Annotated in this window: 21 protein-coding genes; 6 read left to right on the plus strand and 15 right to left on the minus strand. The window is 48.1% G+C overall.

Features of this window, described 5'->3' with window-relative positions; translation table 11 throughout:
• Positions 1-50 precede the first annotated feature (50 nt).
• A complete protein-coding gene (locus RS889_RS15655; RefSeq protein WP_315707941.1) occupies positions 51-935 on the plus strand; it encodes a LysR family transcriptional regulator in 885 nt (294 codons plus the stop codon).
• Positions 936-1370: 435 nt separating this feature from the next.
• The gene (locus RS889_RS15660; RefSeq protein WP_315707942.1) at positions 1371-2063 is read left to right on the plus strand and encodes an EAL domain-containing protein; all 693 of its coding nucleotides are present in this window, start codon (positions 1371-1373) and stop codon (positions 2061-2063) included.
• Between the two features lie 143 nt (positions 2064-2206).
• Here RS889_RS15660 and RS889_RS15665 read toward each other — a convergent pair whose 3' ends face one another.
• Positions 2207-2986: an acetoin reductase gene (locus RS889_RS15665; protein ID WP_315707943.1), complete on the minus strand. Its 780-nt coding sequence runs from the start codon at positions 2984-2986 to the stop codon at positions 2207-2209.
• Positions 2987-3368: 382 nt separating this feature from the next.
• Between RS889_RS15665 and pfkB the strand changes: the two genes are divergently transcribed.
• Positions 3369-4334, plus strand: coding sequence for a 6-phosphofructokinase II (pfkB, locus tag RS889_RS15670; RefSeq protein WP_315711076.1), 966 nt, complete (start codon positions 3369-3371; stop codon positions 4332-4334).
• 72 nt (positions 4335-4406) lie between these two features.
• On the opposite strand, the gene RS889_RS15675 is transcribed toward pfkB, so the two are convergent.
• Positions 4407-4709: a chaperone modulator CbpM gene (locus RS889_RS15675; protein WP_315707944.1), complete on the minus strand. Its 303-nt coding sequence runs from the start codon at positions 4707-4709 to the stop codon at positions 4407-4409.
• 5 nt (positions 4710-4714) lie between these two features.
• Positions 4715-5647: a curved DNA-binding protein gene (gene cbpA / locus RS889_RS15680; RefSeq protein WP_315707945.1), complete on the minus strand. Its 933-nt coding sequence runs from the start codon at positions 5645-5647 to the stop codon at positions 4715-4717.
• Between the two features lie 689 nt (positions 5648-6336).
• Here cbpA and RS889_RS15685 point away from each other — a divergent pair.
• Positions 6337-7038 (plus strand): 4Fe-4S dicluster domain-containing protein, encoded by a 702-nt coding sequence (locus RS889_RS15685; RefSeq protein ID WP_315707946.1) that lies wholly within the window; start codon positions 6337-6339, stop codon positions 7036-7038.
• A 26-nt stretch (positions 7039-7064) separates the two neighbouring features.
• A complete protein-coding gene (nrfD, locus tag RS889_RS15690) occupies positions 7065-8033 on the plus strand; it encodes an NrfD/PsrC family molybdoenzyme membrane anchor subunit (RefSeq protein WP_315707947.1) in 969 nt (322 codons plus the stop codon).
• 74 nt (positions 8034-8107) lie between these two features.
• Here nrfD and RS889_RS15695 read toward each other — a convergent pair whose 3' ends face one another.
• The 3 genes from RS889_RS15695 to RS889_RS15705 form a co-directional block, all read right to left on the minus strand.
• Positions 8108-9475, minus strand: coding sequence for a carbohydrate porin (locus tag RS889_RS15695; RefSeq protein WP_315707948.1), 1368 nt, complete (start codon positions 9473-9475; stop codon positions 8108-8110).
• Between the two features lie 368 nt (positions 9476-9843).
• The gene (locus tag RS889_RS15700) at positions 9844-11739 is read right to left on the minus strand and encodes an FAD-dependent oxidoreductase (RefSeq protein ID WP_315707949.1); all 1896 of its coding nucleotides are present in this window, start codon (positions 11737-11739) and stop codon (positions 9844-9846) included.
• 122 nt (positions 11740-11861) lie between these two features.
• Positions 11862-13166, minus strand: a complete 1305-nt coding sequence (locus RS889_RS15705; protein ID WP_315707950.1) for an MFS transporter — start codon at positions 13164-13166, stop codon at positions 11862-11864.
• Positions 13167-13809: 643 nt separating this feature from the next.
• On the opposite strand from RS889_RS15705, the gene RS889_RS15710 reads away from it, so the two are divergent.
• Positions 13810-15276, plus strand: a complete 1467-nt coding sequence (locus RS889_RS15710; RefSeq protein WP_315707951.1) for a sigma-54 interaction domain-containing protein — start codon at positions 13810-13812, stop codon at positions 15274-15276.
• A gap of 175 nt (positions 15277-15451) precedes the next feature.
• On the opposite strand, the gene RS889_RS15715 is transcribed toward RS889_RS15710, so the two are convergent.
• The 9 genes from RS889_RS15715 to RS889_RS15755 form a co-directional block, all read right to left on the minus strand.
• A complete protein-coding gene (locus RS889_RS15715) occupies positions 15452-16018 on the minus strand; it encodes an RBBP9/YdeN family alpha/beta hydrolase (protein ID WP_315707952.1) in 567 nt (188 codons plus the stop codon).
• A gap of 100 nt (positions 16019-16118) precedes the next feature.
• Complete coding sequence (locus RS889_RS15720) at positions 16119-17060, minus strand: oligopeptide/dipeptide ABC transporter ATP-binding protein (protein ID WP_290182277.1); 942 nt, start codon at positions 17058-17060, stop codon at positions 16119-16121.
• Positions 17057-18082 carry an ABC transporter ATP-binding protein gene (locus RS889_RS15725; RefSeq protein ID WP_315707953.1) on the minus strand — a complete coding sequence of 342 codons (1026 nt, stop codon included), beginning with the start codon at positions 18080-18082 and terminating at the stop codon, positions 17057-17059. Before RS889_RS15725 ends, RS889_RS15720 begins: the two co-directional genes overlap by 4 nt.
• A gap of 2 nt (positions 18083-18084) precedes the next feature.
• Positions 18085-18918 (minus strand): D,D-dipeptide ABC transporter permease, encoded by an 834-nt coding sequence (gene ddpC / locus RS889_RS15730; protein WP_425475157.1) that lies wholly within the window; start codon positions 18916-18918, stop codon positions 18085-18087.
• Between the two features lie 98 nt (positions 18919-19016).
• Complete coding sequence (locus RS889_RS15735) at positions 19017-20024, minus strand: ABC transporter permease (protein WP_315707954.1); 1008 nt, start codon at positions 20022-20024, stop codon at positions 19017-19019.
• Between the two features lie 195 nt (positions 20025-20219).
• Positions 20220-21737: an ABC transporter substrate-binding protein gene (locus RS889_RS15740; RefSeq protein WP_315711078.1), complete on the minus strand. Its 1518-nt coding sequence runs from the start codon at positions 21735-21737 to the stop codon at positions 20220-20222.
• A 159-nt stretch (positions 21738-21896) separates the two neighbouring features.
• Positions 21897-22487 carry a D-alanyl-D-alanine dipeptidase gene (ddpX, locus tag RS889_RS15745; RefSeq protein WP_315707955.1) on the minus strand — a complete coding sequence of 197 codons (591 nt, stop codon included), beginning with the start codon at positions 22485-22487 and terminating at the stop codon, positions 21897-21899.
• A gap of 59 nt (positions 22488-22546) precedes the next feature.
• Positions 22547-23422 (minus strand): MurR/RpiR family transcriptional regulator, encoded by an 876-nt coding sequence (locus RS889_RS15750; RefSeq protein ID WP_315711079.1) that lies wholly within the window; start codon positions 23420-23422, stop codon positions 22547-22549.
• Positions 23423-23644: 222 nt separating this feature from the next.
• Positions 23645-24418 (minus strand): hypothetical protein, encoded by a 774-nt coding sequence (locus RS889_RS15755; RefSeq protein ID WP_315707956.1) that lies wholly within the window; start codon positions 24416-24418, stop codon positions 23645-23647.
• Position 24419 lies beyond the last annotated feature (1 nt).

Here is a 24419-nt window from a genome sequence, read left to right on the forward strand (position 1 = left end):
TTGTATTTTGTATCGTACTCATAAATAAACGTTATGATTGGTAACATCTTATGCAGCGTATCAACCTACGACAAGTCGAAGCATTTCATAAAGTGATCCTTACTGGCGGTATTACGCAAGCAGCCAATATCATGAATATTACGCAGCCAGCAGTGAGCCGTTTGATTAAAGATTTTGAATATTCGGTTAATCTGAAGTTATTCGATAGACATGGGCGAGGACTGGAGCCCCGGGAAGAAGCACTCAAACTTTTTCGTGAAATAGAAAGACTCTATATGGGCGTAGACCATATCGCTCACATCGCGGATGATATTCGTCACGCCAAAGGCGGCGTGCTGCGTATCGGTGCCGTGTCGGCATTGTCTAACCTATGTACCAGGTACATTTTCCCTACCTTGTTGCAGCAACACCCCGACATCTCACTATTTATGGATGTAGAAAGTACCGTGTCCATCACCGATATGGTGATGAGTAGTCAATATGACGTCGGTTTTATCAATGGTACACGAGCTATAAAAGGATTACGGGCAGAATTACTGGGTGTCACTCAAGCGGTGGCGGTGATTTCACCACAACACGAACTTGCCAGCGCAGACCAAATCACCCTGGATGATTTGACACGATACCGCGCCATCCTACCCGGGCGTAAAACGGTATTACGCGGACAGTTGGCCAAACTTATCTCAGCGGAAGATCGGGTCCTTCATTGTCCCATAGAGACGTCACTGCGACACTGTTGCGCTATGGCCTCATCCTGTCTGGGAATCGGCATTGTCGATTCCATAACCGCCCACACCAACGAGTCCAATATTCTGATCAAACCGTTTGAACCTAAAATAGATGTGGCCTATCTGGCCATCTTCCCACCCCAAAGTGCGAAAAGTTTACTGGTTGAAGCAATCATTGAAGACATGAAAAAACTCATCACTCTATAACCTCAATACACCCGTTATAGTGAGTGCCTACTATTAAAAATAGCAGGCCTGATGAGATGGAGATGGGCACGTCTCACGGTCCGTCTGAACAGGCAGGTATTAAATATAATGAAGCTTAGTTTCAGACGATGACTCAGCATGAAAATGGTTGAAATCCCCAGACTGGAGAAAACCAAAGACCACATCATGATCCTTTAGTGCTCGATATCAACGACATCTATTAATAATCTGCCAATAACCCGTAGTTATACTAAGATTATTCACATATCTACCCCAACCATCAATCCGGCTACTTTTCACTACTTCTCAACGCTATAACCTATCAAACCATAAAAATTGATCGGTCAACCAATCACACTAATCAATCAATACATAGTTATTGATCGTTTTTATAGATTGATCAATAATGCTCAAAACATACCCAAGCAGGAAGCCATGGTGATTATCAATTCAGCCTTAAATGATAAAAAGCGCTATGTTATGGAGCCGATTTATAGCCGCCAGAACGAGCTGTTCGCTATGGAACTGCTTGCTCGATTTGATAATAGTCAGAATACAGAAAAATATATTCAGCAAATGAATAGTGTTGAAAAACAAGCACTATTTGTCGATAAATTAGAGTGCATTGCAGAGAAGAAATCATATTTTATAGATAACAACATACTATTATCTATCGATGTCGACTTCTCAACAGTGGCATTTCTACTCCAGGATCTGCCCACAAAAAATTTACTGGATAAACTACCATTCATACGCCTGGAAATAAGTGAAAACTTTCCAAATCTTAATGATGGTAAACATAATCCATTGCTTACAAAACTACATGAATGCTACCCACTTTGGCTGGGTGATTTTGGCAGTGGAAACGCAAATCTTTATGCCGTCACTCAGTCTATATTTGATTATATTAAATTAGATAAGAATTTTTACCAGCAAATAATAAAACATGAAAAGAGCTATATATTGTCAGTCCTGATAGAAAGCATAAAAAAATACTGTTCTGGTGTCATTATTGAAGGCGTACAACATCATTCAGAATATTATTTTTTAGAAGACTGCGAAATAGATGGTATACAAGGCGACATTTACCCTAAATATACACTAGATGGTATCAAGATATTGGAATAATGAGAATATTAGCTATAGGATACGTTTTACTTTTTAATCATTTATTCATCGTTCAAATACACCATGAGCATCAATCCAAAAACAAAACCATCGTTTATCAGGCAAACTGATTTGCTGCACTGTTGTGCAGCAAATATCCACTATTACCGGTAAATCAATCCGCCATCAATCATCGGCGCCTGCCCGGTCATATAATCCGAATCCGGACTAGCCAGATAGGCGACAAATGCTGCGACATCATCCGGGGTTTCAGCCCGACCTAATGCAATGCCGCCGACATATTTCTCATAGGTTTCACCAATTTTAGCACCGGTTTCTTCCGACATACGCTTATCAATTTCAACCCACATATCAGTGCCCACTACCCCTGGACAATACGCATTAACAGTAATTCCGGCGCTTGCCAGCTCTTTTGCCGCCGCTTGAGTGATTGCCCGCACGGCAAATTTGGTCGCAGAATAGATCCCCAATAAAGCAAAACCCTCATGCCCGGCAATCGACGAAGCATTGATAATTTTACCCTTCTGCTTTAGTTGTTTAAATTTCTCTGCCGCCGCCTGAATTCCCCACAGCGTACCTTGCAGATTAATACCGAATATTTTATCCACTTCCTGAGGGGTAACCTTAAGTAATGGATTAACCTGGCTGATACCCGCATTGTTGACAATAATATCAAACCCACCCAGTTCTTTTGCGGCAAACTCGACAGCCGCGAATACTTCCTCACGGTGGCTGATATCAGCCTTAAAGGTGACAGCCTTGCGTTTTAATGCTCTGATTTCTTCAGCGACTGCTTTGATTTTGTCATCTTTAACATCCACCAATGCTACATCCGCACCATCTCGCGCCAAACGTAAGGCAATAGCCCGGCCGATGCCTTGCCCCGCACCGGTAACCAACGCAACTTTTCCATCTAACGCCATGATATTTCTCCTCAACGTACAACGACAAAGATGGCTGACATGTTTCATTTTAGCCAGCCCGTTTCACTAAAATTAAAATCTGTTTACTGAGTATAGACGTTAAAATAAGCCCGCTTATCACATTAATGAGTAACAAACTCTCTCTGCTTCAAATGATTTTATTCAACCATCAGGCGATTTAAGTCATCATCTGACATACTCATATTAATTATTCTTGTCCCGGCATAAGCAGGACGATGTCGATCGTGCTACATTTAAATAAATATAAAAATCAATCATGTATATAGCCAATAGATTTCAAGATACCGGAAAGCGGCGAGATGACGCATCTGCAACTTGAAAAATAAAAGGTATATGCATGGCTCTGAATGGAGAACGCATCATGCTACAGATCTTTACGCTCACGCTCGCTCCTTCGCTGGATTGCGCCACCACCACGCCCAGAATTTACCCGGAAGGCAAACTACGCTGCACCACACCGGTATTTGAACCCGGGGGCGGGGGTATCAATGTCGCCCGGGCGATTGTCCATCTGGGTGGTGAAGCCAGTGCCATTTTTCCGACCGGCGGCCCGACGGGCGAACATCTGGCGGAGTTACTTAAACAGGAAGGTGTCGGAACCGACACCGTACCCACGCAGGACTGGACGCGACAGAATCTGCACGTCCATGCAGATAACAGCGGCGAGCAGTATCGCTTTGTGATGCCCGGAGCCAGGCTGACTGAAAGCGAACTTGAACAGTTGCTCGACCGGGTGTTAAAACTTCCCTCGGGTTCAATATTGGTCATCAGCGGTAGCCTGCCGCCGGGTTGTGATGTCGACAAACTGACACATTTAGTGAAACAGTCACAGGCCAACGGGTTACGTTGCATCATCGACAGTTCCGGCCCGGCGTTGGATGCCTGCCTAAAGCTCGGTGGTCTGGCACTGGTGAAACCTAACCAAAATGAGCTGTCAGCCCTGATTGGGCGGCCATTGGAAAGCCCGGATGACGTTTACAACGCCGCATCAGCGCTGGTGAAGAAGGGAGCGACAGAACGGGTCGTGGTATCACTGGGTCCACAGGGGGCGCTGGGCGTAGACCACAAGGGGCGTATACAGTTTGTTCCGCCGCCGGTGAAAAAAATGAGTACCGTCGGTGCCGGTGACAGTATGGTCGGCGCGATAGCCCTAAAGCTGGCCGCCGGGGCCGAACTGGACGAAATGGTACGCTATGGCGTTGCCGCCGGTACCGCCGCGACACTGAACCGCGGAACTCGCCTCTGTACCCGGGAGGATACTCAGCGCCTGTATGACTATATTCTTCAGAGCAACATGGTTTCCCATGACAACATTACGCCAAAGTAACCAACTGATTTAACAGACCATGACAAGGGTTGATACGTCACGAATTCAACCCCTGTCAAGGCGTCCCGCGCCTCAGGGCGTCATCAGAAAACGATCAAGCTGCCGGCGTAACTGCTCATTCTCTTTCTTGAGTTCATCGAGCTTATCCAGCAGCGTTAGCGTCATCGCAATGCCTGACCAGTCCAGATCCAGCTCGGCCTGCAATCGCAAAGCGCGCTTAAGGCAGCTCACCGCGTGAGAATCGAAGATCCAGTGCGGATCTTCCGGTTCCAGTGGGACAATAACACCCAGCCCCACCACTTCAATCAGCTCGTCCTGAGAAATATCCACCGACTGACACAACTCCATCACGGTAAACGTCATTTCTTCAGACATCGTACTTACTCCCATCCGGCTCGAGGATTAAATGCAGCCTGCTCTGCAAGTTGTTTCCACAGAGCACTGACTTTTTCATCTGGTTTCGCGGGCATAACCACCTTCAGAATGGCATACATGTCTCCAGTCCCTTTTTTACTGACCAATCCTTTTCCTTTAATTCTCAGCCGGTTTCCGCTCTGGCTACCGGGAGGAATCGTCAGGGAAATTTTATCCGTGAGTGTCGGCACCTCAATCCGCGAGCCTAACGCAGCCTCCCACGGTGCCAGCGGCACCACAATGTGCAGATCCCGACCGTCAATATCAAACAGAGGATGCGGAGCAATACGAATAACCAGGAATAAATCACCGTCAGGACCACCACCAATTCCCGCACACCCTTGCCCTTTCAGGCGAATACGGTCCCCATCCGCCACACCGGCCGGGATCTTCACATTCAATGTTTTGGCTATTTCTCGAATCTGACGACCGAATTCATCATAGACCGGCAACTGGTAAGAAATAGGCCGGTTTTGTCCCACCAGCGTTTCTTCTAAAAATAACGAGATCTTCATTTCAAGATCTTGCCCACGTATACCATGGGTTCGGTGGGATCGAGCAGAAGATCGATGCCCCGCCGCAGCCTGACTACCAAACATTGACTCAAAGAAATCAGAAAAATCATGCTGCGTCTGCCCATTGCCTCTGTAGCCCGGAGGGGCCTCAGAAAATCGGGGATCGTTACGGTGCTGCCTTAGTTCATCATATTCGGCACGGCGAGCGTCATCTTTCAGCACCTCATACGCTTCGGCAACTGCCTTAAACTTGTTTTCCGCGTCCGGCTCGGTGCTAACATCAGGATGATACTTGCGCGCCAGCCGGCGGTAAGCCGTTTTGATCGTTTTCAGATCGTCTGATGGCTGTACTTCCAGCGCGGCATAGTAATCTTTAAACTCCATGCGGTAGTACCCTCACAATTCACTTGGATTATATACCCGTCATCTTTCAAGTTACTGAAGCGTTGGCCACGCTCAGTTACCCGGCCACATCCGGGCCTCATCCTTGAATCCATTGGCTATATGTTCAACGTTATTTCCATCACTTATTAATGCTAGCTATTTCTTTAACTGTCAGTTCTTAACAATACGCCCTTCAGCAAGCCATTGCGTTATAAAAACCGTAGACGATAAGTCAGCCTTTCGGTGTGATCTGACTAAAGGTGCCTGAAAAAATAACAAATTGACGAACAATATGATTGCAGCCCAGCCCGTTACTCTGGGCATGTTTTTAGCACACGATGAACCATTTATCGAAACTCATGAAGCCGTCTCATGTAAGAAATGGCACCTTTCGGCGCACCGTAAACATCGGGACATGCCGAATACGCGACCATCAGGTGATACTGCGGTGTATTGGAAAAATAGAAAATTGAATCGTTAATTTTTATTAGTCGCCCATTTTATTTCACCCCGATACAGACGCCAGCGTCTGAAAATAAAAAAACATTAAATAACAGCGCATTAAATACTTCTCTCCGTCATTTTCTACAGCCTGGGTAACTGGCGCGTTTATTGCTGTATTTACTGACAGAAAAAGAAAACGCATTTCTGTTTATCTGCTTAATTTAAAAACAATAAAAGGCGATGTTATGAATTACACAAGGCGCCGGTTTATCGGCAACCTCGGAATCAGCAGCATTATATTACTGGGAGGATCCCGTCTGTTATTGGCTGGCGAAAATGTCGCTACCGGGAAACAATATGGACTCTTACATGATGAAACCCGCTGTATTGGCTGTCAGGCATGTGTAGCTGCCTGCCGCAAAACCAATAACGTACCTGAAGGTGTCAGCAGGCTCCAGATAGTCCCTAACAACGATGAAAAAACCGGCAGTCAGGTAGATACTTCTAGTCGTCCCGTCCGGCAGTTTTTTCGCCGCTCCTGTGAACACTGCGATAATCCTCCTTGTGTCAGTGTCTGTCCGACCGGCGCATCATATAAAGATCCGGTAACAGGTATCGTCGATGTTCATCACGATCGCTGCGTTGGCTGTCGCTACTGCCTTGCCGCCTGCCCCTATCATGTCAGATTTATCAATCCGCTCAATAAAACGGCAGATAAATGTAACTTCTGCCGTGATACCAATCTTGCTGCGGGTAAATTACCGGCCTGCGTACTTATCTGCCCAATGAAAGCACTCCTGTTTGGCGATGTTAACGATCCTCAAAGCGATATTTATAAAGCCATTCATAGCCGTGTGGTTTATCGAACCAAAATTTATCTTGGCACCGGCCCCAATTTATATCGGATCGCCGGTAAACAAGGCGAAATTCATCAAAATCGGACCTAATCATTTGTAGAGCTAAGGTGAGCACTATGTTCAGTCAGTATTTTCATTTTAATACGCTAGTCTGGGATTGGCCGATAGCCATTTATTTATTTGTACTCGGTATTTCCTCCGGTATCGTGCTTATTGCCATTACAGCGAAAAACTATTTACCGACAACCGGGCGATTGTTATTTTCCCGCTACGCCGCCGTTATCGCACCAATGATGGTTATACTTGGTCTGTCGATTCTGATTTTTCATCTAACTCAGCCGTATGATTTTTGGTATGTGATGATTTTTTACAATCACACCTCGGTAATGTCACTGGGCGTTATTCTGTTCCAGATTTATTTCATCGCCCTAATTCTATGGCTGATAGTTATTTTTCATCCCTGGATCTATATCCGATTACAGCCTCTTGCTACACGTAATACATTATTTTCGGTCCTCTGGCGAACAATTAACCGACTCAGCCAATTGCTGATACGCCATGAAAAAAAACTGGATCGGGTACTACTGCTACTGGCGGTATTACTGGGTGTCTATACGGGATTTCTACTCTCAACGCTTAAATCATTTCCGCTGCTGAATAATGGATTACTGCCGGTATTATTTTTAAACTCTGGCGTCATCTCTGGGTTAGCCGTGCTGTCTCTCTGCTGTGTCTGGAATAGCGGCACCTGGCAACAGCATTCCCATCCATTACAATTATTGCATCATGTGGAACTGCCACTGGTATTACTCGAAATACTGTTATTGGTAGCTTTTTTCTTTGGCCTATATGCTGGCGGCGGACAAAAAACACTGGCAACCACTACTGCGCTGAGCGGTTTTTGGGGGGGCACTTTCTGGATAGGTGTTGTCGGGTTCGGTATTATGTTACCACTACTGATGCGCGTCATGACGGACAGTTTGCATTCCCGCCAACGGATCATTGCCATGTCCTGCATAGCATTGGTAAGCGTGTTTATCTTCAGGATGTTTATTCTTTACGCCGGGCAAATAGTCACCTCCTGACAATAAACCCGATAGGATTAAGTGAGTAACATTACCGTAAGGCCGGGACTTCCCCGGCCTCTGGTTATCGAACATTAATGAGAAGGAGTGAGACCCAATAACTTATCCAGATAAATATTGGTCTGAATGAAAAAGGTGTAGCCATCTTTGGGTATCTTATTGGTATAAGGATTCGCCCAGTTATTCATTTGCCAGGTACGTGATCCTATCAGTTGAAGTTCGATATTCTGGGTCAGAAAAATATTCCCGGTGAGACTAAGTTGGTACTGATTACGGCTGGGTAACCAACCCTGTCCCGATGAAGACTCAAAGGCGTCTCGCAAAAACAGCTGCTCATCTTTCGTCAACTGGAGCCAACTGAAATTAAGACTATAGTGGTCCAATGGACGGGATTGCCACGGTGCTGAGAGCACAATTCCGGTATGTAGCAACGTCCCCAGACCATTATCGACATTATTGGTCAGCAGATGCGTCACATCACCGTAAATACTGAGCGCTGTTGGTGTCGGATTATCTTTTTCCTTACCACCATCAAGACGCCATATCCCTTTTTTGGCACCGACATATAATGCGGTCACCCCACTGTCACGGCGGGGCGAAGATGACGAATCGTATACCTGTGATGTGCCATTAACCGTGTAATAAGGCTCGTTATATTCCCGATAGCTATGGGTGACCATCATTTCCCACTGTAATGGATAACGCTCCTGCTGCCAGCCCGCATTGCGGGCAACATTCATGGCAATCAGCGCACTTTCCCCCTGTCCATTGCCGTTGAAGCCCCCTTCCCAACCGGTAGTAAAAGGGTACGCTTTATAAGTACGCCAGCCGCCAATACTGGTGCGGATATTCGGGGTTATACGGTAGTCGATCTTCGCCCCCCAACCAGAATAAGGCATTGGCGAAAAGCCAACTGAATTCACCAGTAAGGTATTAACGCAGGCGAATGGGGAATCGCATAGTGGAATACCAAAGTATTGTCCGGGGTTACTCTTGCCAATCTCAAATGAAAATTGATCACCTGGCAATAGTTGTTCATATGTAAAATGCATCAGATGCGCTACTTTCGGAATATAGGGCGGAGGATTGCCCGCCAGCACATCACCAACCTGTGTGCCGTAGTCCCAATTATGGCTAAAAGGCACCCATAGTTGCAAAAAATGAATTTTACCACCGGGAATGAGTGACATTTTTTCCAAATCAAAATCCAGACCGGCAAAAAACATGGTCAAAGCTTCACTTTTACCCGTTTGTAGACCGGCACTGGGATTGTTGAAATATAACTGTGAAGCCTGTAAATAAGGGCTGATGCCACGTTCATTCAACCAATCACCTAATTCTGATAAGGGTTTTTCTGATTTATTCTCCACTTCGATAACGGTGAACAGATTATTAGCGTCATGTTGTTCAGCATGTAAATGCCAAGATGACAGACCCAACATTATGTAACAGGCAGAGATAATTATTGTTCTATAATTAAAAACAAATAACTTTTTCATTGTTATTATTCCATTTTATTATGGCACAACCCCTGATTAACCCGAGTGACAGGAAGGCAGCAAGCGAATAAACCCCCAAAGACTTGCCCCGGTTATATATGCAAAAAACAGAAAGCACCTTGCACGCAATAACAAGGCAAATATTCAGACGAAATATTCAATCGCCACGCGGTAAAATTTATTCTATGAATAGACTTTACCGCACAGTTAACAAGGCCAGGTTCACAGTTTCTATATTATGAAAAGCACTCGCTTAAAATCACAGAGATCAACAACAAGTGACTATCTATAGGGAATTGACCAGATGAAGATTATTTACCTAAAACATAATGTGCTGCATTTTCTCCGGCGATACGCCCCGTATTATATGCATAGCCATTAGCCAGCCCCTGATATGGCGGATAGGTTGGTGTACTGTAAAAACCCGCGGCATCATTACCGACCACATATAAACCGGAAATGGGTTTGACATTACTATCGGTTGCTTCAAGTTTTTCATTCACCCTGACCCCGCCAAGCGTACTCAGGCTCACATCCTGCGCTTTCAGCGCATAAAACGGACCTTTACTCACCGGGAATACCAGATAACGACCGGACTTCAGAAACTGAACATCTTTTTTACTACTGACCGCCATATTGTAACGAGCGATTGTGGCAGTCAGTTTTTCAGGTGCCATACCGGTATTTTTCGCCAGCGCCTCAAGGGTATCGCCTTTAATGATATTACCCGATTTTACCCCGTCCTCACTCAAGGCCACAAAATCCCCGGGTTGTGTCGGATTAGGCGCACCGGCACCGGAAATATCAAAAGGGAGTTTACCTTTGCTGAATGCTTGCAAAGTCGGCGTATCAACAATGATAAAGTAACTACCACCTACGCTATAAGTGGCATTAGACCAGTAAGCCGTGTCATAGACCAGTCCTTCGTCTGCAAAACGATTACCGGTAACATCCACCCATAGTAACGGTGATTTCAATAATCTAATTAACGGGCTGTCATTAAACCCGCTGCCTTTCTGCGCATCGACCCCGACCAGTTTATTGGCATGTAATAACGCTGACTGTAAATTCCATTTTGCCGCCCCCGCTTCCCATGCCATCTTCACCCCTTCCCCACTATTCGGCCAGGATAACAGCGATATATTGGGTGTCAGCATTACGTCAGAAAGCATTTTTTTATTACCGCCGAACCCACCCGTAGCCAGAATAACGGCTTTGGCATGAACAGAAAGTTTGCCACCATCTGCTTTAGTGGCGATCACCCCTACCACATCCCCTTTCTCGTTTTTAATCAGCGAATTTCCGGTAGTACGGGTAAATAATTTACCGCCCATCTGTTCAAAATGAGCATACATATTTTTAAAGGCTGCACCGGTATCTTTATAATGATGGTAGATTTGCCAACGGATCGGATCCTTATTCTGAGCCTGTTGCGGATTCTTATCCGACAAATAAGTTTCCACGCCGTATTTCTGTAACCAGCTGATGGTGGACCCGGATTTATTGATAACTTCACGCGTCAGCGCCGCATTAGACAGATAATGGTTGTAATCCATCAGACGCTTATATAGCTCGTCGGTGGTGAAATTGATTTTTTTAGCTTTTTCAAGTGAAGACTCGACAGCAAATAACCCGCTGGCCAACTTACCGGCGCCGCCAACTGCCGGTGCCTTTTCCAGCACAATAACTTTTACGCCCTTCTCGGCAGCCGCCAGCGCGGCTGCCGTACCTGATGCACCGCCACCGATCACCACAATATCAGTTGTGGTTTCTTCATTCGTACCAGCCGATTTCACTACCTTTTTCTTGTAAGCGCTGATATCGACACCGGCCTGGAGCAGCGCGGCTTCTGCCGCTCTCTTGACGGCATTGCTGGTTTCTGTAGCCCCGGTCATACCATCCACATCCAGACTTTGATGGTCCACAATGGCCTTGCCGACTTCCGGTCCGGCCACACCGCCCAGCTCTGGTGTTTCTTTGGATGCATCCACCGCCACGTTGCTGATTTTCCCTTTCTTATCAACGTCTACAGTGACTTTAACCTCGCTATCTTTACCTTGCGCTGAAGCAGTATAACTGCCCGCTACAATGGCAGAGGTACCATTAGCATAAGCACTGCCCATTACAGTAAACGTCATAATGCAACCGGCTATTATCGACAGGGCCGGTAATAGTCGTTTTTCCTTGCTGTTATTTTTATATTTCATAATAATTACCTTTTATAATGTTATTACGCCAATAATTTACTTTCATCAAGGCCAACAGAATTACTTCATTATTTTTTATATCCGACCATTGATGATCATCTCTATCATTAATATATCCCTCTCTAATGCACTCTCACCTTGCCAGAATTAGCATCCAGCCAGGAAAATAGTGGTGTAATCAGTAGTAATCCCATGCCCATTACTTCAAAGAGCATGTAATATTGCTGATTCAATTCATGGGTGAAGCGCGCAGAATACGAATGCAGGAAAGTAAAACTCAATGAAATACTCAGTAGTATGGAAATAAGCTGCACCACAGTAAGTATGTTATTACCTGCGCCATAGGTCGCGTGATTAAGCTCGGTAAACGCCAAGGTATTAAGACAGCTATAGATCACCGAGCTGGAAATACCAATTGAAAATGCCACAAACAACATGAATTGTGTGGATACCATTAATTTCATACCGGACAATGAGAAAAGCAGTAGTGCAGATATCAGCGTAAACAGGGTTAATAACCACCGGTAGCCCAACCACATCAATATCCGGGGAATAATCAGTTTCGCACTCAATGATCCCAGGGAAAACATCAACATAATCATCGAAGCAGATAACACGGTGTAATGGTATTCAGTTTGTAATGCGAGAGAGAACATCAGCGGCGCAGCAGATAAAAACACCCTCACCAATGCATTTCCTACAATGCTGATCAGATAACTACGTTTTCTGAATAAGGACAGTCGGAATACGCTGCTTTTCACTTTTGAATGATGTAGGAAATAGAGGCTGCCCAGCAAGAGCATCAAAAACGCCAAAAACGTTTTACTATCACTTGATATATATTGTTGCCCGACGCTACTTAACAGCAATAAACCCAATGAAAGCATTGTCGTGATAAGCAGGTAACCATAGAGATCAAAACGACGAACCGGTCCTGATATTGACAAGCCCGCTTCATGTCTCCTGCAACCAAACAGACACAACAGGCATAATGGCAACGCCAGCCAAAAAAGATAACGCCATGCGGAAAAAATCAAGCATCCACCGCCAGCCAGCGGGCCCAGCAACGTACCAAATAGTCCGGCGGCCGTCACCAGATTAAGGGTCTTTACCTGCTCGTCTACCACAGTTCCTTTGAGTAACATCACCCGAGCGGCGGGTAACATTAATGCACCACCGACACCTTGTACCAGACGCCAGAAAACCAGCGCCGACAGGCTATCTGCCTGAGAACAAAAAAAAGCAGCAATGGCAAATAATGCGATTGCCCGGCGATAGACTCGCTGTTCACCGACCTTTTCCATAAGCCAGTCACTGAAAGGCGTGACAATCACTACCGCCACCAGATAAATAACCGCCACCGTATCCATATTTGACGTAGGTTGGTGTAAATCTCTGGCAATAGCGGGCATCGCCAAATAGAACATCGTAGTATCAAATGACTGTATTAAAAACGTAAGTGCAGTGATTCCTAATAACCACCACGATGTGGTGAAATTTTTATTATGACTCTGTGAACAAATCATACTTACGACCTTCCCTGGCTATTTTCAGTAGAGGTATTTCTACTACAAAGCAATTAGCATGCCATTTCATTTACGGCTAATTACCATGAGAACATATTAATTTCATGTTGTTGAAATCAATATAATTAAATAAAAATAAAGATATTTTTTACTTAAGGACAAATGAAAAAATTATCACCAATAATACATATTTGAATTAATATTCATCTCTTCATCCATTTTTAAATCAATCCCCATACGCAATCGTATGATACAATTAATCTGTTAGATCTTTAATACTGTTATCTGTTGAATGAAAATGAAAAGCTGTTCTACAAAAACGAACAAAGAATAGTATTGTTAACATCCAGTTAATTAAAATAAAATAATCAACTTTATATTTACTTTTATTCCTCTCATAAACAAACCATTTTTAGACTGGGTTAACATTCTTTTTTATACCTTCACGATACATTCCAGTATTAACTCTCTGCCACTACAGTAGATAATGATTGCTGTGGAAATTTGGCTACCATACAAGCCAATACATAAGGAATTATTATTGATGAACACCATTGATTGCAAAACAGACATTGATATTAATTTTAAGGAAATTCTCGATCACCTTGAATGCCCGATTTGCATCACCGACTCAAACGGTGTCACCAAATATATCAATCAGGCCTATATAGCAGAGAACCCGATGATTGAACCGGAGCGTATGATTGGCAGACACATTCAGGAAATAGTAGACGAGGGAAATTATTTTGATAAGACTATCGACTTAAGAGTCATTCAGGAACATCGGGAAATACTCGATCTGCTAAACCATCATCTAATGCCGGATAAAAATGCGTTTGTTTCTGGTCGCCCCATTTATGACCAACAGAAATCGGTAAAACACGTTGTATCAATATTGTATGTGGACTCTTTTTTTCAGCGGCTACACACTCATTTCAATTATCCCCTTCGCCCGCTCAGTTCCTTTGAAGGAACCGTAAAAACCGACGCGCCTAAAGACCCACAGCTTGATACCAGCATTATTGGCACCAATCGTGCCATGCAAAAAATAAAAGCCATGATTATGAAAGTAGCACCAGCCGACGTTCCAGTATTGATTACAGGTGAGTCAGGAACCGGCAAGGAAGTGATTGCCAACGCAATACAACAAAACAGCACCCGGGTGGATAAACCCTTTGTCAAAGTTAACTGCGCGGCGATTCCGAACGGGTTACTGGAAAGCGAGCTATTCGGTTATGAACGAGGGGCATTTACCGGTGCCGCAGCAAATGGAAAAATCGGTTTATTCGAACAGGCAAATGGCGGCACTATTTTTCTTGATGAAATCGGTGATCTGCCGTTTGAAGCTCAGTCTAAATTTCTGCGTGTTTTACAACAACAGGAGATTCAACGCGTCGGCGGGAATAAAATCATTCCCCTTAACGTACGTATCATTGCGGCAACCAACTCAGATTTGGAAGAAAAAATACAGCAAAAACAGTTTCGCAGTGATCTCTTCTATCGTTTGAATGTCATCCCGCTATGGGTGCCGCCACTAAGGCAACGGCCAGAAGACATCCCGTTGCTAATCGATCACTTCTGCCATCAATTTGATGTAATCTATCGACGGATAGTGCGTTTCAGCAATCGCAGTATTGCCAAACTCAAGGCTCACGTCTGGCAAGGCAATTTACGTGAACTGAAAAATCTCATTGAGTATTTGTATGTCTGCTCAAGCGAGAATTACATTGACGAGACGATGTTAACTGAATACCTCTGCCAGAATTTCCCTGCCGAGCCATCCTTACCATTATCCTCTTGCGTAGAAACGTCGCTGCATGACTTTTGCCTTGAGCAAATAACGGACAACATGCCATTGAAGACGGTAGTTGAAGATGTCGAACGCCACTTGCTGCGGTTAGCCCTGGAGCAATATAAAACCACTTACAAGATGGCGGAGAAATTGGGGGTCGCCCAGCCAACCATTGTCAGAAAACTTCATTTACTCGGCATCGTCGGCAACAAAAAGTAGCCAACATCGAGGATGAGAATAACCTTCGAGCTATCTGACCGATAAAGGCACGGATCACCACGTTTTTATCGGATTGCCCGCTATCTCGTTCCCGCCAGAGAACGTCGGCAAGACCAGCATTGTTTCGAACAGATGTACGATGACATTGGTACAAATACTGGCATTATGAACCCCATCACACCAATATATCTTTCAGCACCGCGAACAGTTTGTCGAAACGCGTATAGCCGTCTCGTTCAAGAAAATGTCCGCTATCTGGCACGCCGTAAAGATCGGCATCAAGCTGCTGGCTGAGCGCCAGGCTGAGTTCAGGGGGGACAATATCGTCATTGAGAGAAAGAATGACCGCCCGACGCAGGATCTGTGTTTTCAGTTGCGTCATATTGAGGGGTTGTGCGGTAAATTCATCCAGACTAGGCAGTATCGGTAATGATGAGAGAAATCCGGCGGCCAGCACCGCCCCACCCACTTTTACACTGGCAGGTTTACTTTGCAGGTAGCGTAGCAATGTCACGCATCCCAGACTGTGACCGACAAAGAAGGTCTGCTCGTCCAATGTTTTCACATTTTCTGTAATGTGTTTCTGCCAGGCAGCATTGTCTGGGTCAGTAGAGTTCGGCATCGCTAATATAGAGACGTCCGTCCCTAGCGAGTGTAACTGATCCGTTAGCCAGCCAAACCAATGACTGGTGGGCGTTGCGGTATAACCATGAATAACATAAACGTGCTTTTTATCGTTCATCGATACATCCTGCAAAAAGTTAGGGAAGAACTAAAGGGTCACCGTCACGGCTAATCCTATGGTCTTCCCTATTTTCATATCCAGTATCTTTTTATTTTTTTTATAACCGATGGCAACGCACCGCGATACCAGAGGCCGTCGGTAGTAGATCCTGCGGTTTCTGGCAGCGTTCATCCGCGTAAGGACAGCGCTCACGGAAAAAACAGCCCTGTGGCAGATCACGATTGCCAGGCAACTCGCCCTTACGGTCAGTCTGCCCGTCATCAAGAGAACGACCCGCCTGTGGAACGGAGTCCAGTAGCAAGCGGGTATAAGGATGTTGCGGTGCGCCAAGCACCTGTTGTGTCGGGCCGAGTTCGACGATTTGCCCAAGATACATCACGGCTACGCGATCACTCATGTGCCGAATCACCGAGACATTATGGGAAATCAGCACAAAGGTGAGATTGCGCTGTTGCTGTAACTCCACCAGCAGATTCAGGATCTGCGCCTGCACGGAGATATCCAGCGCCGACGTGGGCTCATCCAGCACAATGATATCCGGCTCCGACGATAATGCCCGCGCAATGGAAATACGCTGACGCTGACCGCCGGAAAACTCATGCGGCAATCTGTCGAGATACTCTTGCCGAATGCCGACTTGCGCGGCAAGCTCTGCTGCCAGCGCCCGCCGTTCAGCCACACTGTTATGTTTTTGCACATAAACCGGTTCGGTAATAATACGCCAGACAGGCAGGCGTGAGTCGAGAGAGGATTGCGGGTCCTGAAACACCATCTGCATACCTGAACCGAACCAGGAACCGTCCTGCCGGGCGCGAACCAACTGGCCGCTGCTTGGTGACTGTAACCCCATCAGCAATTGCGCCAACGTACTTTTACCACAGCCGGATTCACCCACAATGCCCAGCGTCTCGCCACGCAGGATGTCCAGGTCCAGACCGTTAAGCGCATGGACAAACGTCTTGGGTTTTCCCAGCCAGTTATAACCGACCGGAAAGTGTACCCGCACATTCCGTAATTCCATCAAGGATTCACTGATCATGACGTCGGCTCCTTCTTCGCCTGTTGTGGATGCCAGCAGGCAACCTGTTGGTGACCATTATCGTTCAGTGCCATAAGTGACGGGGAGACACTGCATTGCGCATCGACATGCTGGCAGCGACCACAGAAACTACAGCCCGGCGGCAAATCTGCCAGATTGGGCACCGTACCGGGAATGGCCTTCAGCATACTGCGTGGCGCTGCATTTTCTGGCGCGGCCTGTAACAAACCGATCGAATAGGGGTGTGCGGGATGGCCGATGACCTCATCGGTAGTACCACTTTCAATCACCTGCCCGGCATACATCACATACACCCGGTCGCAAAGCTGTGACACCACGGCCATATCATGAGTGATAAACAACACCGCCGTGCCACTGGCTTGCGCTTTTTGCTGTAGCAGGCGCAGCACCTGGCGCTGTACCGTTACATCCAGCGCGGTAGTAGGTTCGTCGGCAATAATCAATTCCGGTTCACAGGAAAATGCCATGGCAATCAGCACCCGCTGGCGCATACCGCCGGAGAGTTCAAACGGATAGCGGTTCATCACCTGCTCGGCATCCGCTATCTGCATCTCCCTGAGTAAACCGATGGCCTTAACCCTTGCCTGCTGATAGCTCAGTGCCTGATGCAGACAAATCACCTCACACATCTGACGGCCAATTTTGCGTGTCGGGTTCAGCGCGTTCATCGGCTCCTGAAAGATCATCGCTACCCGGGCGCCACGCAGAGTGCGCATCTGTTTTTCGCTGGCGTTCACCACGTCTACACCCAGCATACGCAGTTGCCCCCCGGTAATGCTAAAACCCTCTGGTGGCAACAATCTCATCGCCATCATGGCCGTTACGGATTTGCCCGAGCCGGATTCCCCCACCACGCCGACGATTTCACCGGCGTTCACGGTCAACGACACCTGATTCAGCGCGTTCACCTGCCCACCGTACACCGGAAAAACCAGTTGCAGCCGGTCAATTTCCAGTATCGGCGCAGACGCATCAGGAGATATTACGGTGGCAGTATTCATGGTTAGCGCCCTCTCCCTTTCGGGTCCAGCAGGTCACGCAGACCATCGCCGAACAGATTAAAACCGGTAGCGGTAATCAAAATAGCCATACCCGGAAATGCCGAATACCACCACTGATCGAGAATATAATTACGCCCATTCGCCACCATCGCCCCCCATTCGGCGGTCGGTTGCTGTGCCCCCAACCCGATGAACCCCAGTGTGGCGGCCATCAGGATCGAGGTGCCGATATCCAGTGAGGCCTGCACCACCAACGGTGGCAGCACATTGCGCAACACATGCCAGGTAATGAGGTGCCAACGCGACGCGCCAAAAGTCCGGGTAGCCTGCATATACGCCTGATGGCGCAGCATTAGCGTTTGCCCACGGGCCAGACGCACATAGAAGGGAATACGCACCACGGCAATCGCCAGCATGGCATTGAATAGACTCGGTCCAAGGGCCGCTGCCAACGCCATGGTCAACACCAGCGACGGTACCGACAGCATGATGTCCATACCACGCATAATCAGCGCATCCGCCATGCCGCCAATCACCCCGGAAAAACAACCGAGCAGTGAGCCAACCGTCCCAGCCAGTATCACCACCGCCAGACCGGCAGTGACCGACTGCTGGCTACCTATCAATACGCGGCTGAACAGATCACGTCCGACTTCGTCGGTACCGAACCAGTGCACGGCAGACGGTGCCTGCAAACGGGCGGCCAGGTCGATAGCATTAGGATCGAACGGCACCAGCCACGGTGAAAACACCATCAGCAACAGCACCATCAACATAATGGCCGCGCCGATCAGCGTCAGCGGGCTACGGCTTAGCAAGTAAAAGGTTTTGCGCATACCGGCAAAGCGCGAGCGCGATGTCACCGCGGTGGCGGTCACCGCACCACAACTCTCGTTCATGACAGGTTCAATCATAGACATCCGGTTCACCCCTCTCATCCGATACGCGGATCAATCCACACATAGAGCAAATCCACCAACAGGTTGACGATCACATAGGCGAACGACACCACCACCGCAAACCCCATCACGGCTGGGAAATCCAGCGCCTGAATCGAATTCACCACGTAAGCCCCCATACCAGGCCAGGCAAAAACAGTTTCGGTCAACACCGCACCATAAAGTAAATCACCGAGTGCCAGCCCAAGCACAGTTACCGAAGGAATCAGTGCATTGGGCAATGCATGACGCAGGATCACCCGCCAGTGAGACAGCCCATTGGCCCGAGCGGTGCGGATATAGTCTTCTCCCATCTGTTCCAGCATCGCCGAACGGATTTGTCGGGCGACAATACCCATATGGACAAACGCTAACGTCAACGCTGGCATGGCAAGATGCCGCAGACTGTTCCACAGGACAGCGCTATTGCCGGTCAGCAATGCATCGATTACGTAAAACCCGGTGATATGCGTAGGCGGATCGAGCCAATCGTCCAGCCGGCCGCCACCCGGCAACAGGTCTAGATGGCCATAGAATAGAATGATCACACCCAGCCCCAGCCAAAACGCCGGAGTTGAGATACCAAGCACCGACAGAAAGCGCACGAGGTGATCAAGAAACTTATTACGATAAACCGCTGACAACACCCCCAGCGGTACGCCAAGCAAGATGGCAATCAACAGTGCACTCAGCGCCAATTCCAGCGTCGCCGGGAAGAAAGCGCGCAAGTCTTCCAGCACCGGCCTGCCGGTACGAATTGAGACACCCAGATTGCCGTGCATCAGATCATACACATAGTGATAAAACTGCACATAAAGCGGCTTATCCAGCCCCAGTTGCTGACGAATATGCTGCACAATCGCATCACTTGCATGGTTGCCTGCCAGCAGTCTTGCCGGATCACCGGGAATCAGGTGCGAGATGATAAAGGTGATGACACACACACCTAACACCACCAGCACCAGTCCCCAGCAACGTTGGCGAATAATGGTCCAGAAAGTCATAAACATCCCCTGACCGGCTCACAGCACAATTCACCGTTTATCTTTCAAGCGGCAGTGGTACCCAAACCTCAGTCACTGAGTTGACTCAGCGCCTGAGTTCTGTTGGATTACCACCTTCTTGTACCTTGAAATCTATCGGGTATAAATGCTGTTCGCCGGGTATAAACCGTCACTACACAGAGCATTACCACGCGGCTACTTCTTGCTCATTTGACCCACGTTAAACACCTGCTCCAACATCGGGTTGAACACAAAACCCTGCACCTGCTTATTCATCGCCACCTGATAGTTCTTCTGGAACAGATACACATAGGCTGCATCGTTGATGACGATGTTCTCCGCCTGCTGGTAGTAGTCCGTACGCTGTTTTTGATCCGAGACCAATACGGCCTTTTTCAGCAACGCGTCCACCGCGGGATTACTGTAGAAAGATCGGTTTCCCGGCAAGCCTTTTTTATCCGACTCGAACCAGTAGTTCATGTACATATACGGGTCGGCGAAATCTGGGCTCCAGTTACCGATAGAGATGTCATAATCCCCTTTACCGATACGGTCGCGCATAGTGGCATTGGCCAGTTTTTCCAGCTTCACATGAATGCCGACGGAAGCCAGTGTGGCCTGCATGGAAAGCGCGATGGATTCCCAGTTCGGATCGTTATCCGAATAGAGGAAGTCCAGCGTCTGGCTGTGATCTTTCACTTTGGACAGTGCGGCTTTGGCTTTGGCCAGATTCAGGCTGTACTGCATTGCCGTAGCATCAAAGCCCCACATACCGTCGGGGATCGGGCCACGCATTTGTTTGGCGTTGCCACCTAGAATCCCTTTCACCATGCCCTGATAGTCCGTCGCCCAGGAGATGGCACGGCGGTAATCGACATTATTCAGCGGCGCTTTGGCGTTGTTGAGATACAAATATGTCACACGCAGCGCCGGGAACTCGTCTACTGCCACTTTGCCTTCTTTTTTCAATGCCGCGAGTTGATCGACAGGCAGCGAATCCGCAATATCGATATCGCCACGGGAAAGCTGCAAACGGCGGGAAGCACTTTCACCGATGATCTTCACCGTAACGCGTTTAAAGGCCGGCTTGGGGCCGTGATAATAGGTGTTTGGCACCATGACCAACTGCTGCCCTTTCTGCCAGCGCGCCAGCATGTACGGACCGGACCCCGCAGTGTGGGTGGACAGCCAGGCTCTGCCCTGATCGTCAGGATGTGCTTTGGCGATAGCCGGGTTCACAATACTTGCGCCGTCGTTTGCCAGTGTATAAAGGAACGGGGCAAAGGGCGTTTTTAGTGTGAAACGCACCGTCATCGGATCAACGACCGTCACCTGCATATCTTTCGGAAACGCTTCCGATGGACCTTGCCCTATCTGCATCAGACGATCGAACGACCACTTCACGGCAGCCGCGTTTACTTCGCTGCCATCATCAAACTTTTCTCCCGGCTTGAGTTTGAACGCCCAGACCAGTTGGTCGTCTGATGCTGTCCAACTGGCGGCCAGTTCACCTTCTACCTGCGTCGAGCCTTTACCGTTTTCAGTTTTGTACTGTACCAATCGCTGATACGCAGGATAGGTTACCGTCCAGTCGTTGTTATCAATGGTGACGGCCGGGTCGAGTGTTTGCGGGTCGGCTGCCTTGCCAATTACCAACATATCCTTGGGTACTGCCGCCTCAGCCGGTAACACAGCGCCAGCCATGGCGAGCATGATGGCTCCGGCTACAACGCAGCGGGTAAATAGATGGTGAAGTGGTGTTGTTGTGCTGGTTATAGCGGTTATTACTGTCGTTATTCTCATGGCAAACTCCTGAAGCAGATAAAAGTTATCGACTGGTGTTGTGATAAAGCCTAAGGACGAACAAGACTGTCACTGGGCCGATATCGGCGGATAACAGCCGAAACGGTCAGTTAACAGCGGGTACGACAATGCGTCTGGCAGTTCGAAATGCCACCATTCGCTGGTAATCCCCCGATATCCTCCGGCTACCATCACCGCATTGAGCAACAGGCGGTTACGCTGAATCTGCGGGGGGAAATCAGGGTAAAACGGGTGAGAACGTTCGTGCATTTCATCAAAATCAGCCCCCATATCGAGCGCCTCACCCTGTTCGTTCAACAAGGTGAGATCGATTGCCACCCCACGGCTGTGATGGGAACCACGACGAATATCCACTACATATTCCGGGTTGGGGAATGCCGTCCACAGGCAGACCTGTGCCTGCTGCGGGCGATAAGCATCAAAAATTTTCAGACCGAAACCGGCCAACTTTGCCACTGCGGCACTGCGTACCAGAGCCTTAGCCGCATCAGGATGCAGGAGACAGTGATGCTTCCGGTAGATAGGCTGACCGGTCAGGTTATCGGCGGTGGCGTATTTCAGGTCGATGACCGCATCCGGCAGTAGTTCGGCGATATCCACCAGCACCACGTTGTCATCGTTAATCAAACCGTTTTGCATCACGGCATTTCCCTCTCTCATCATCAAAATCGTACAATACAGTCGCAGTCCACTCAGCGTCAGGATTCGAACTGACCGAACTGTTTTTGCAGCTGACGGTTATCCGCCAGTCGTTGCTCTATCTCCGTACCACCAAGCTCCAACACTGCCGAAATCAGCAAGTTAAACAGACAACTGAGTGGTGCCAACGAATCCCAAAACTGCCCCGTATCGGTCTTCACTTGCAACAAATCGACGGGGTAGTCACGCGCCCAGGGGCAGTAAATGTCGGTAATTAATGCCACATTCAGGCCGCGTTCACCGGCTACCTGACAATATTTCTGGGCTACCACTGAATAGGCGCGAGTATCGGTCACCACCAAATATGGCGAAGCAAATTCCGAATTCAGCGATTCCACATAGGTGCCGGAAAGCCCGTCGGCGAAATAGACTTTGGGGCGCAAATACTCCAGATGGCTGTAAAAGGCATTAGCGATCCCGCGGGTGGACTGAATACCCAGAATAAACACCGCCTCTGCCTGGGCCAGTCGGCGGCTGATGCGGGTGAAGCTCTCGCTCTGCGCCAGTTGATAGACATGGTTGATGGCTTCCAGTTCTAGCGTTAACGCCTGCTGCAACTTTTGCGGTTGCGGTTGCTGTCGACGTTCCTGATAGGCACCAAGACGATCCGTCACCAGCCATGGCTGATAGAGGCCACCGCTGTTTTGCTGACGCAGTGTGCGTTTGAAGTCATCCAGATTGCGGTAGCCGAGACTGCGCAGATAACGCCCCACCGAAATACCGCTGGTGGCCGCACTGCGGGCAATACTGTCTGCTGTTTCAAACGGCACCTGTGCCAGATTCGCCAGCAGGTATCCGGCAATGCGTTTGCCTGTCGGCGTCTGTACCGCAAACGAGGCTTCTATCTGCGCAATTACATCCTGGTTATCACTCATCATCAGCCCTTTGTTATTCATCCATCATACTTATGACATTTGTTATAAAAGTAACAATGCATGGATTATGCCAATACTGAAATAAACGTGGTTTTTTCATGACAAGCAGTGTGCGACAAGGAGTTCGCAGGAATACGCTAAAACGAAGGGATAACAAGAGAGAGGGAAACAGGTCACCTTTGCACAACAAACAGGCAACCTGGTGAAGCTATGGTGCAATCACTATAAAGCGACGCTTGCCGAACGCCGCATGACGCCGGTCAGCAAAACCGTGACAACCACTGACGCCATAAAAGCCAGAATAAACGTCGCCAGCACCCCAGCCCAAAGTATCAGTTCCCGGATTACCACATAGAACAGGATGACGCCCGTTGCACTGACTGCATTACCACGCACCACAGCGGCCATGTCTCCTCTTCCCCCTTGAATGTGGGCAAATAGCGTCAACGGCCAGGCAATAACGGGGACAGGAGCAAGCATGCCACTTATCTGGGGACCGAGCAGGTGCGCAGAGGAGGTAATCGCAAACAGCAACGCTGTTGCCGTAAGCATACGCAAGGGAATATCCCAGTATGGTACTGCCGGTTCTTTTACTGCCCGCTCACCACGGTCAGTTAACCGCAGGATGATGATAATCGCCACGACACTGACAATAATCGCACCTTCCGTTGACGCTAAGAATAGAAACAGTGTGGAGATCATCCCAAAGAAACAGATAGCACTGACACCAGCCACCAGGATGGAAAAGAACCGGGTCAGGATGAAATAGAAAAGATAGGTGAGTAATACCGCACTCAGTCCGGATAACGCTGCGCCAGCCGCTTCGGCAGCAAAATGCGGCCCCTGTTCGACCGCCAGAAAGACAGCCACCGGGCCAGATGTCAGCGGCATACCGGAGAGTATACCGCCGACGAAACTACCCCACTTCCGGACAGCCAGAGAAACGACAAGCATCAGAATCGGCGTGACAAGCAATTTAATGGTAAATATGTCCAAG

The sequence above is a fragment of the Brenneria uluponensis genome, assembly GCF_032395385.1.
Lineage (GTDB): Bacteria > Pseudomonadota > Gammaproteobacteria > Enterobacterales > Enterobacteriaceae > Prodigiosinella > Prodigiosinella aquatilis.

Coding starts and splice junctions, on each gene's coding strand:
- RS889_RS15740 (WP_315711078.1), bottom strand. CDS start 21,737: ATGCTCGCCATGGCTGGCGCTGTGTTACCGGCTGAGGCGGCAGTACCC.
- ddpX (WP_315707955.1), bottom strand. CDS start 22,487: ATGCAAAACGGTTTGATTAACGATGACAACGTGGTGCTGGTGGATATC.
- RS889_RS15695 (WP_315707948.1), bottom strand. CDS start 9,475: ATGTTGGGTCTGTCATCTTGGCATTTACATGCTGAACAACATGACGCT.
- RS889_RS15715 (WP_315707952.1), bottom strand. CDS start 16,018: ATGAACGATAAAAAGCACGTTTATGTTATTCATGGTTATACCGCAACG.
- RS889_RS15710 (WP_315707951.1), top strand. CDS start 13,810: ATGAACACCATTGATTGCAAAACAGACATTGATATTAATTTTAAGGAA.
- RS889_RS15685 (WP_315707946.1), top strand. CDS start 6,337: ATGAATTACACAAGGCGCCGGTTTATCGGCAACCTCGGAATCAGCAGC.
- RS889_RS15660 (WP_315707942.1), top strand. CDS start 1,371: ATGGTGATTATCAATTCAGCCTTAAATGATAAAAAGCGCTATGTTATG.
- RS889_RS15750 (WP_315711079.1), bottom strand. CDS start 23,422: ATGAGTGATAACCAGGATGTAATTGCGCAGATAGAAGCCTCGTTTGCG.
- RS889_RS15735 (WP_315707954.1), bottom strand. CDS start 20,024: ATGACTTTCTGGACCATTATTCGCCAACGTTGCTGGGGACTGGTGCTG.
- ddpC (WP_425475157.1), bottom strand. CDS start 18,918: ATGCGCAAAACCTTTTACTTGCTAAGCCGTAGCCCGCTGACGCTGATC.
- nrfD (WP_315707947.1), top strand. CDS start 7,065: ATGTTCAGTCAGTATTTTCATTTTAATACGCTAGTCTGGGATTGGCCG.
- RS889_RS15725 (WP_315707953.1), bottom strand. CDS start 18,082: ATGAATACTGCCACCGTAATATCTCCTGATGCGTCTGCGCCGATACTG.
- RS889_RS15700 (WP_315707949.1), bottom strand. CDS start 11,739: ATGAAATATAAAAATAACAGCAAGGAAAAACGACTATTACCGGCCCTG.
- cbpA (WP_315707945.1), bottom strand. CDS start 5,647: ATGGAGTTTAAAGATTACTATGCCGCGCTGGAAGTACAGCCATCAGAC.
- RS889_RS15705 (WP_315707950.1), bottom strand. CDS start 13,166: ATGTTCTATTTGGCGATGCCCGCTATTGCCAGAGATTTACACCAACCT.
- RS889_RS15720 (WP_290182277.1), bottom strand. CDS start 17,060: ATGATCAGTGAATCCTTGATGGAATTACGGAATGTGCGGGTACACTTT.
- RS889_RS15675 (WP_315707944.1), bottom strand. CDS start 4,709: ATGTCTGAAGAAATGACGTTTACCGTGATGGAGTTGTGTCAGTCGGTG.
- pfkB (WP_315711076.1), top strand. CDS start 3,369: ATGCTACAGATCTTTACGCTCACGCTCGCTCCTTCGCTGGATTGCGCC.
- RS889_RS15655 (WP_315707941.1), top strand. CDS start 51: ATGCAGCGTATCAACCTACGACAAGTCGAAGCATTTCATAAAGTGATC.
- RS889_RS15665 (WP_315707943.1), bottom strand. CDS start 2,986: ATGGCGTTAGATGGAAAAGTTGCGTTGGTTACCGGTGCGGGGCAAGGC.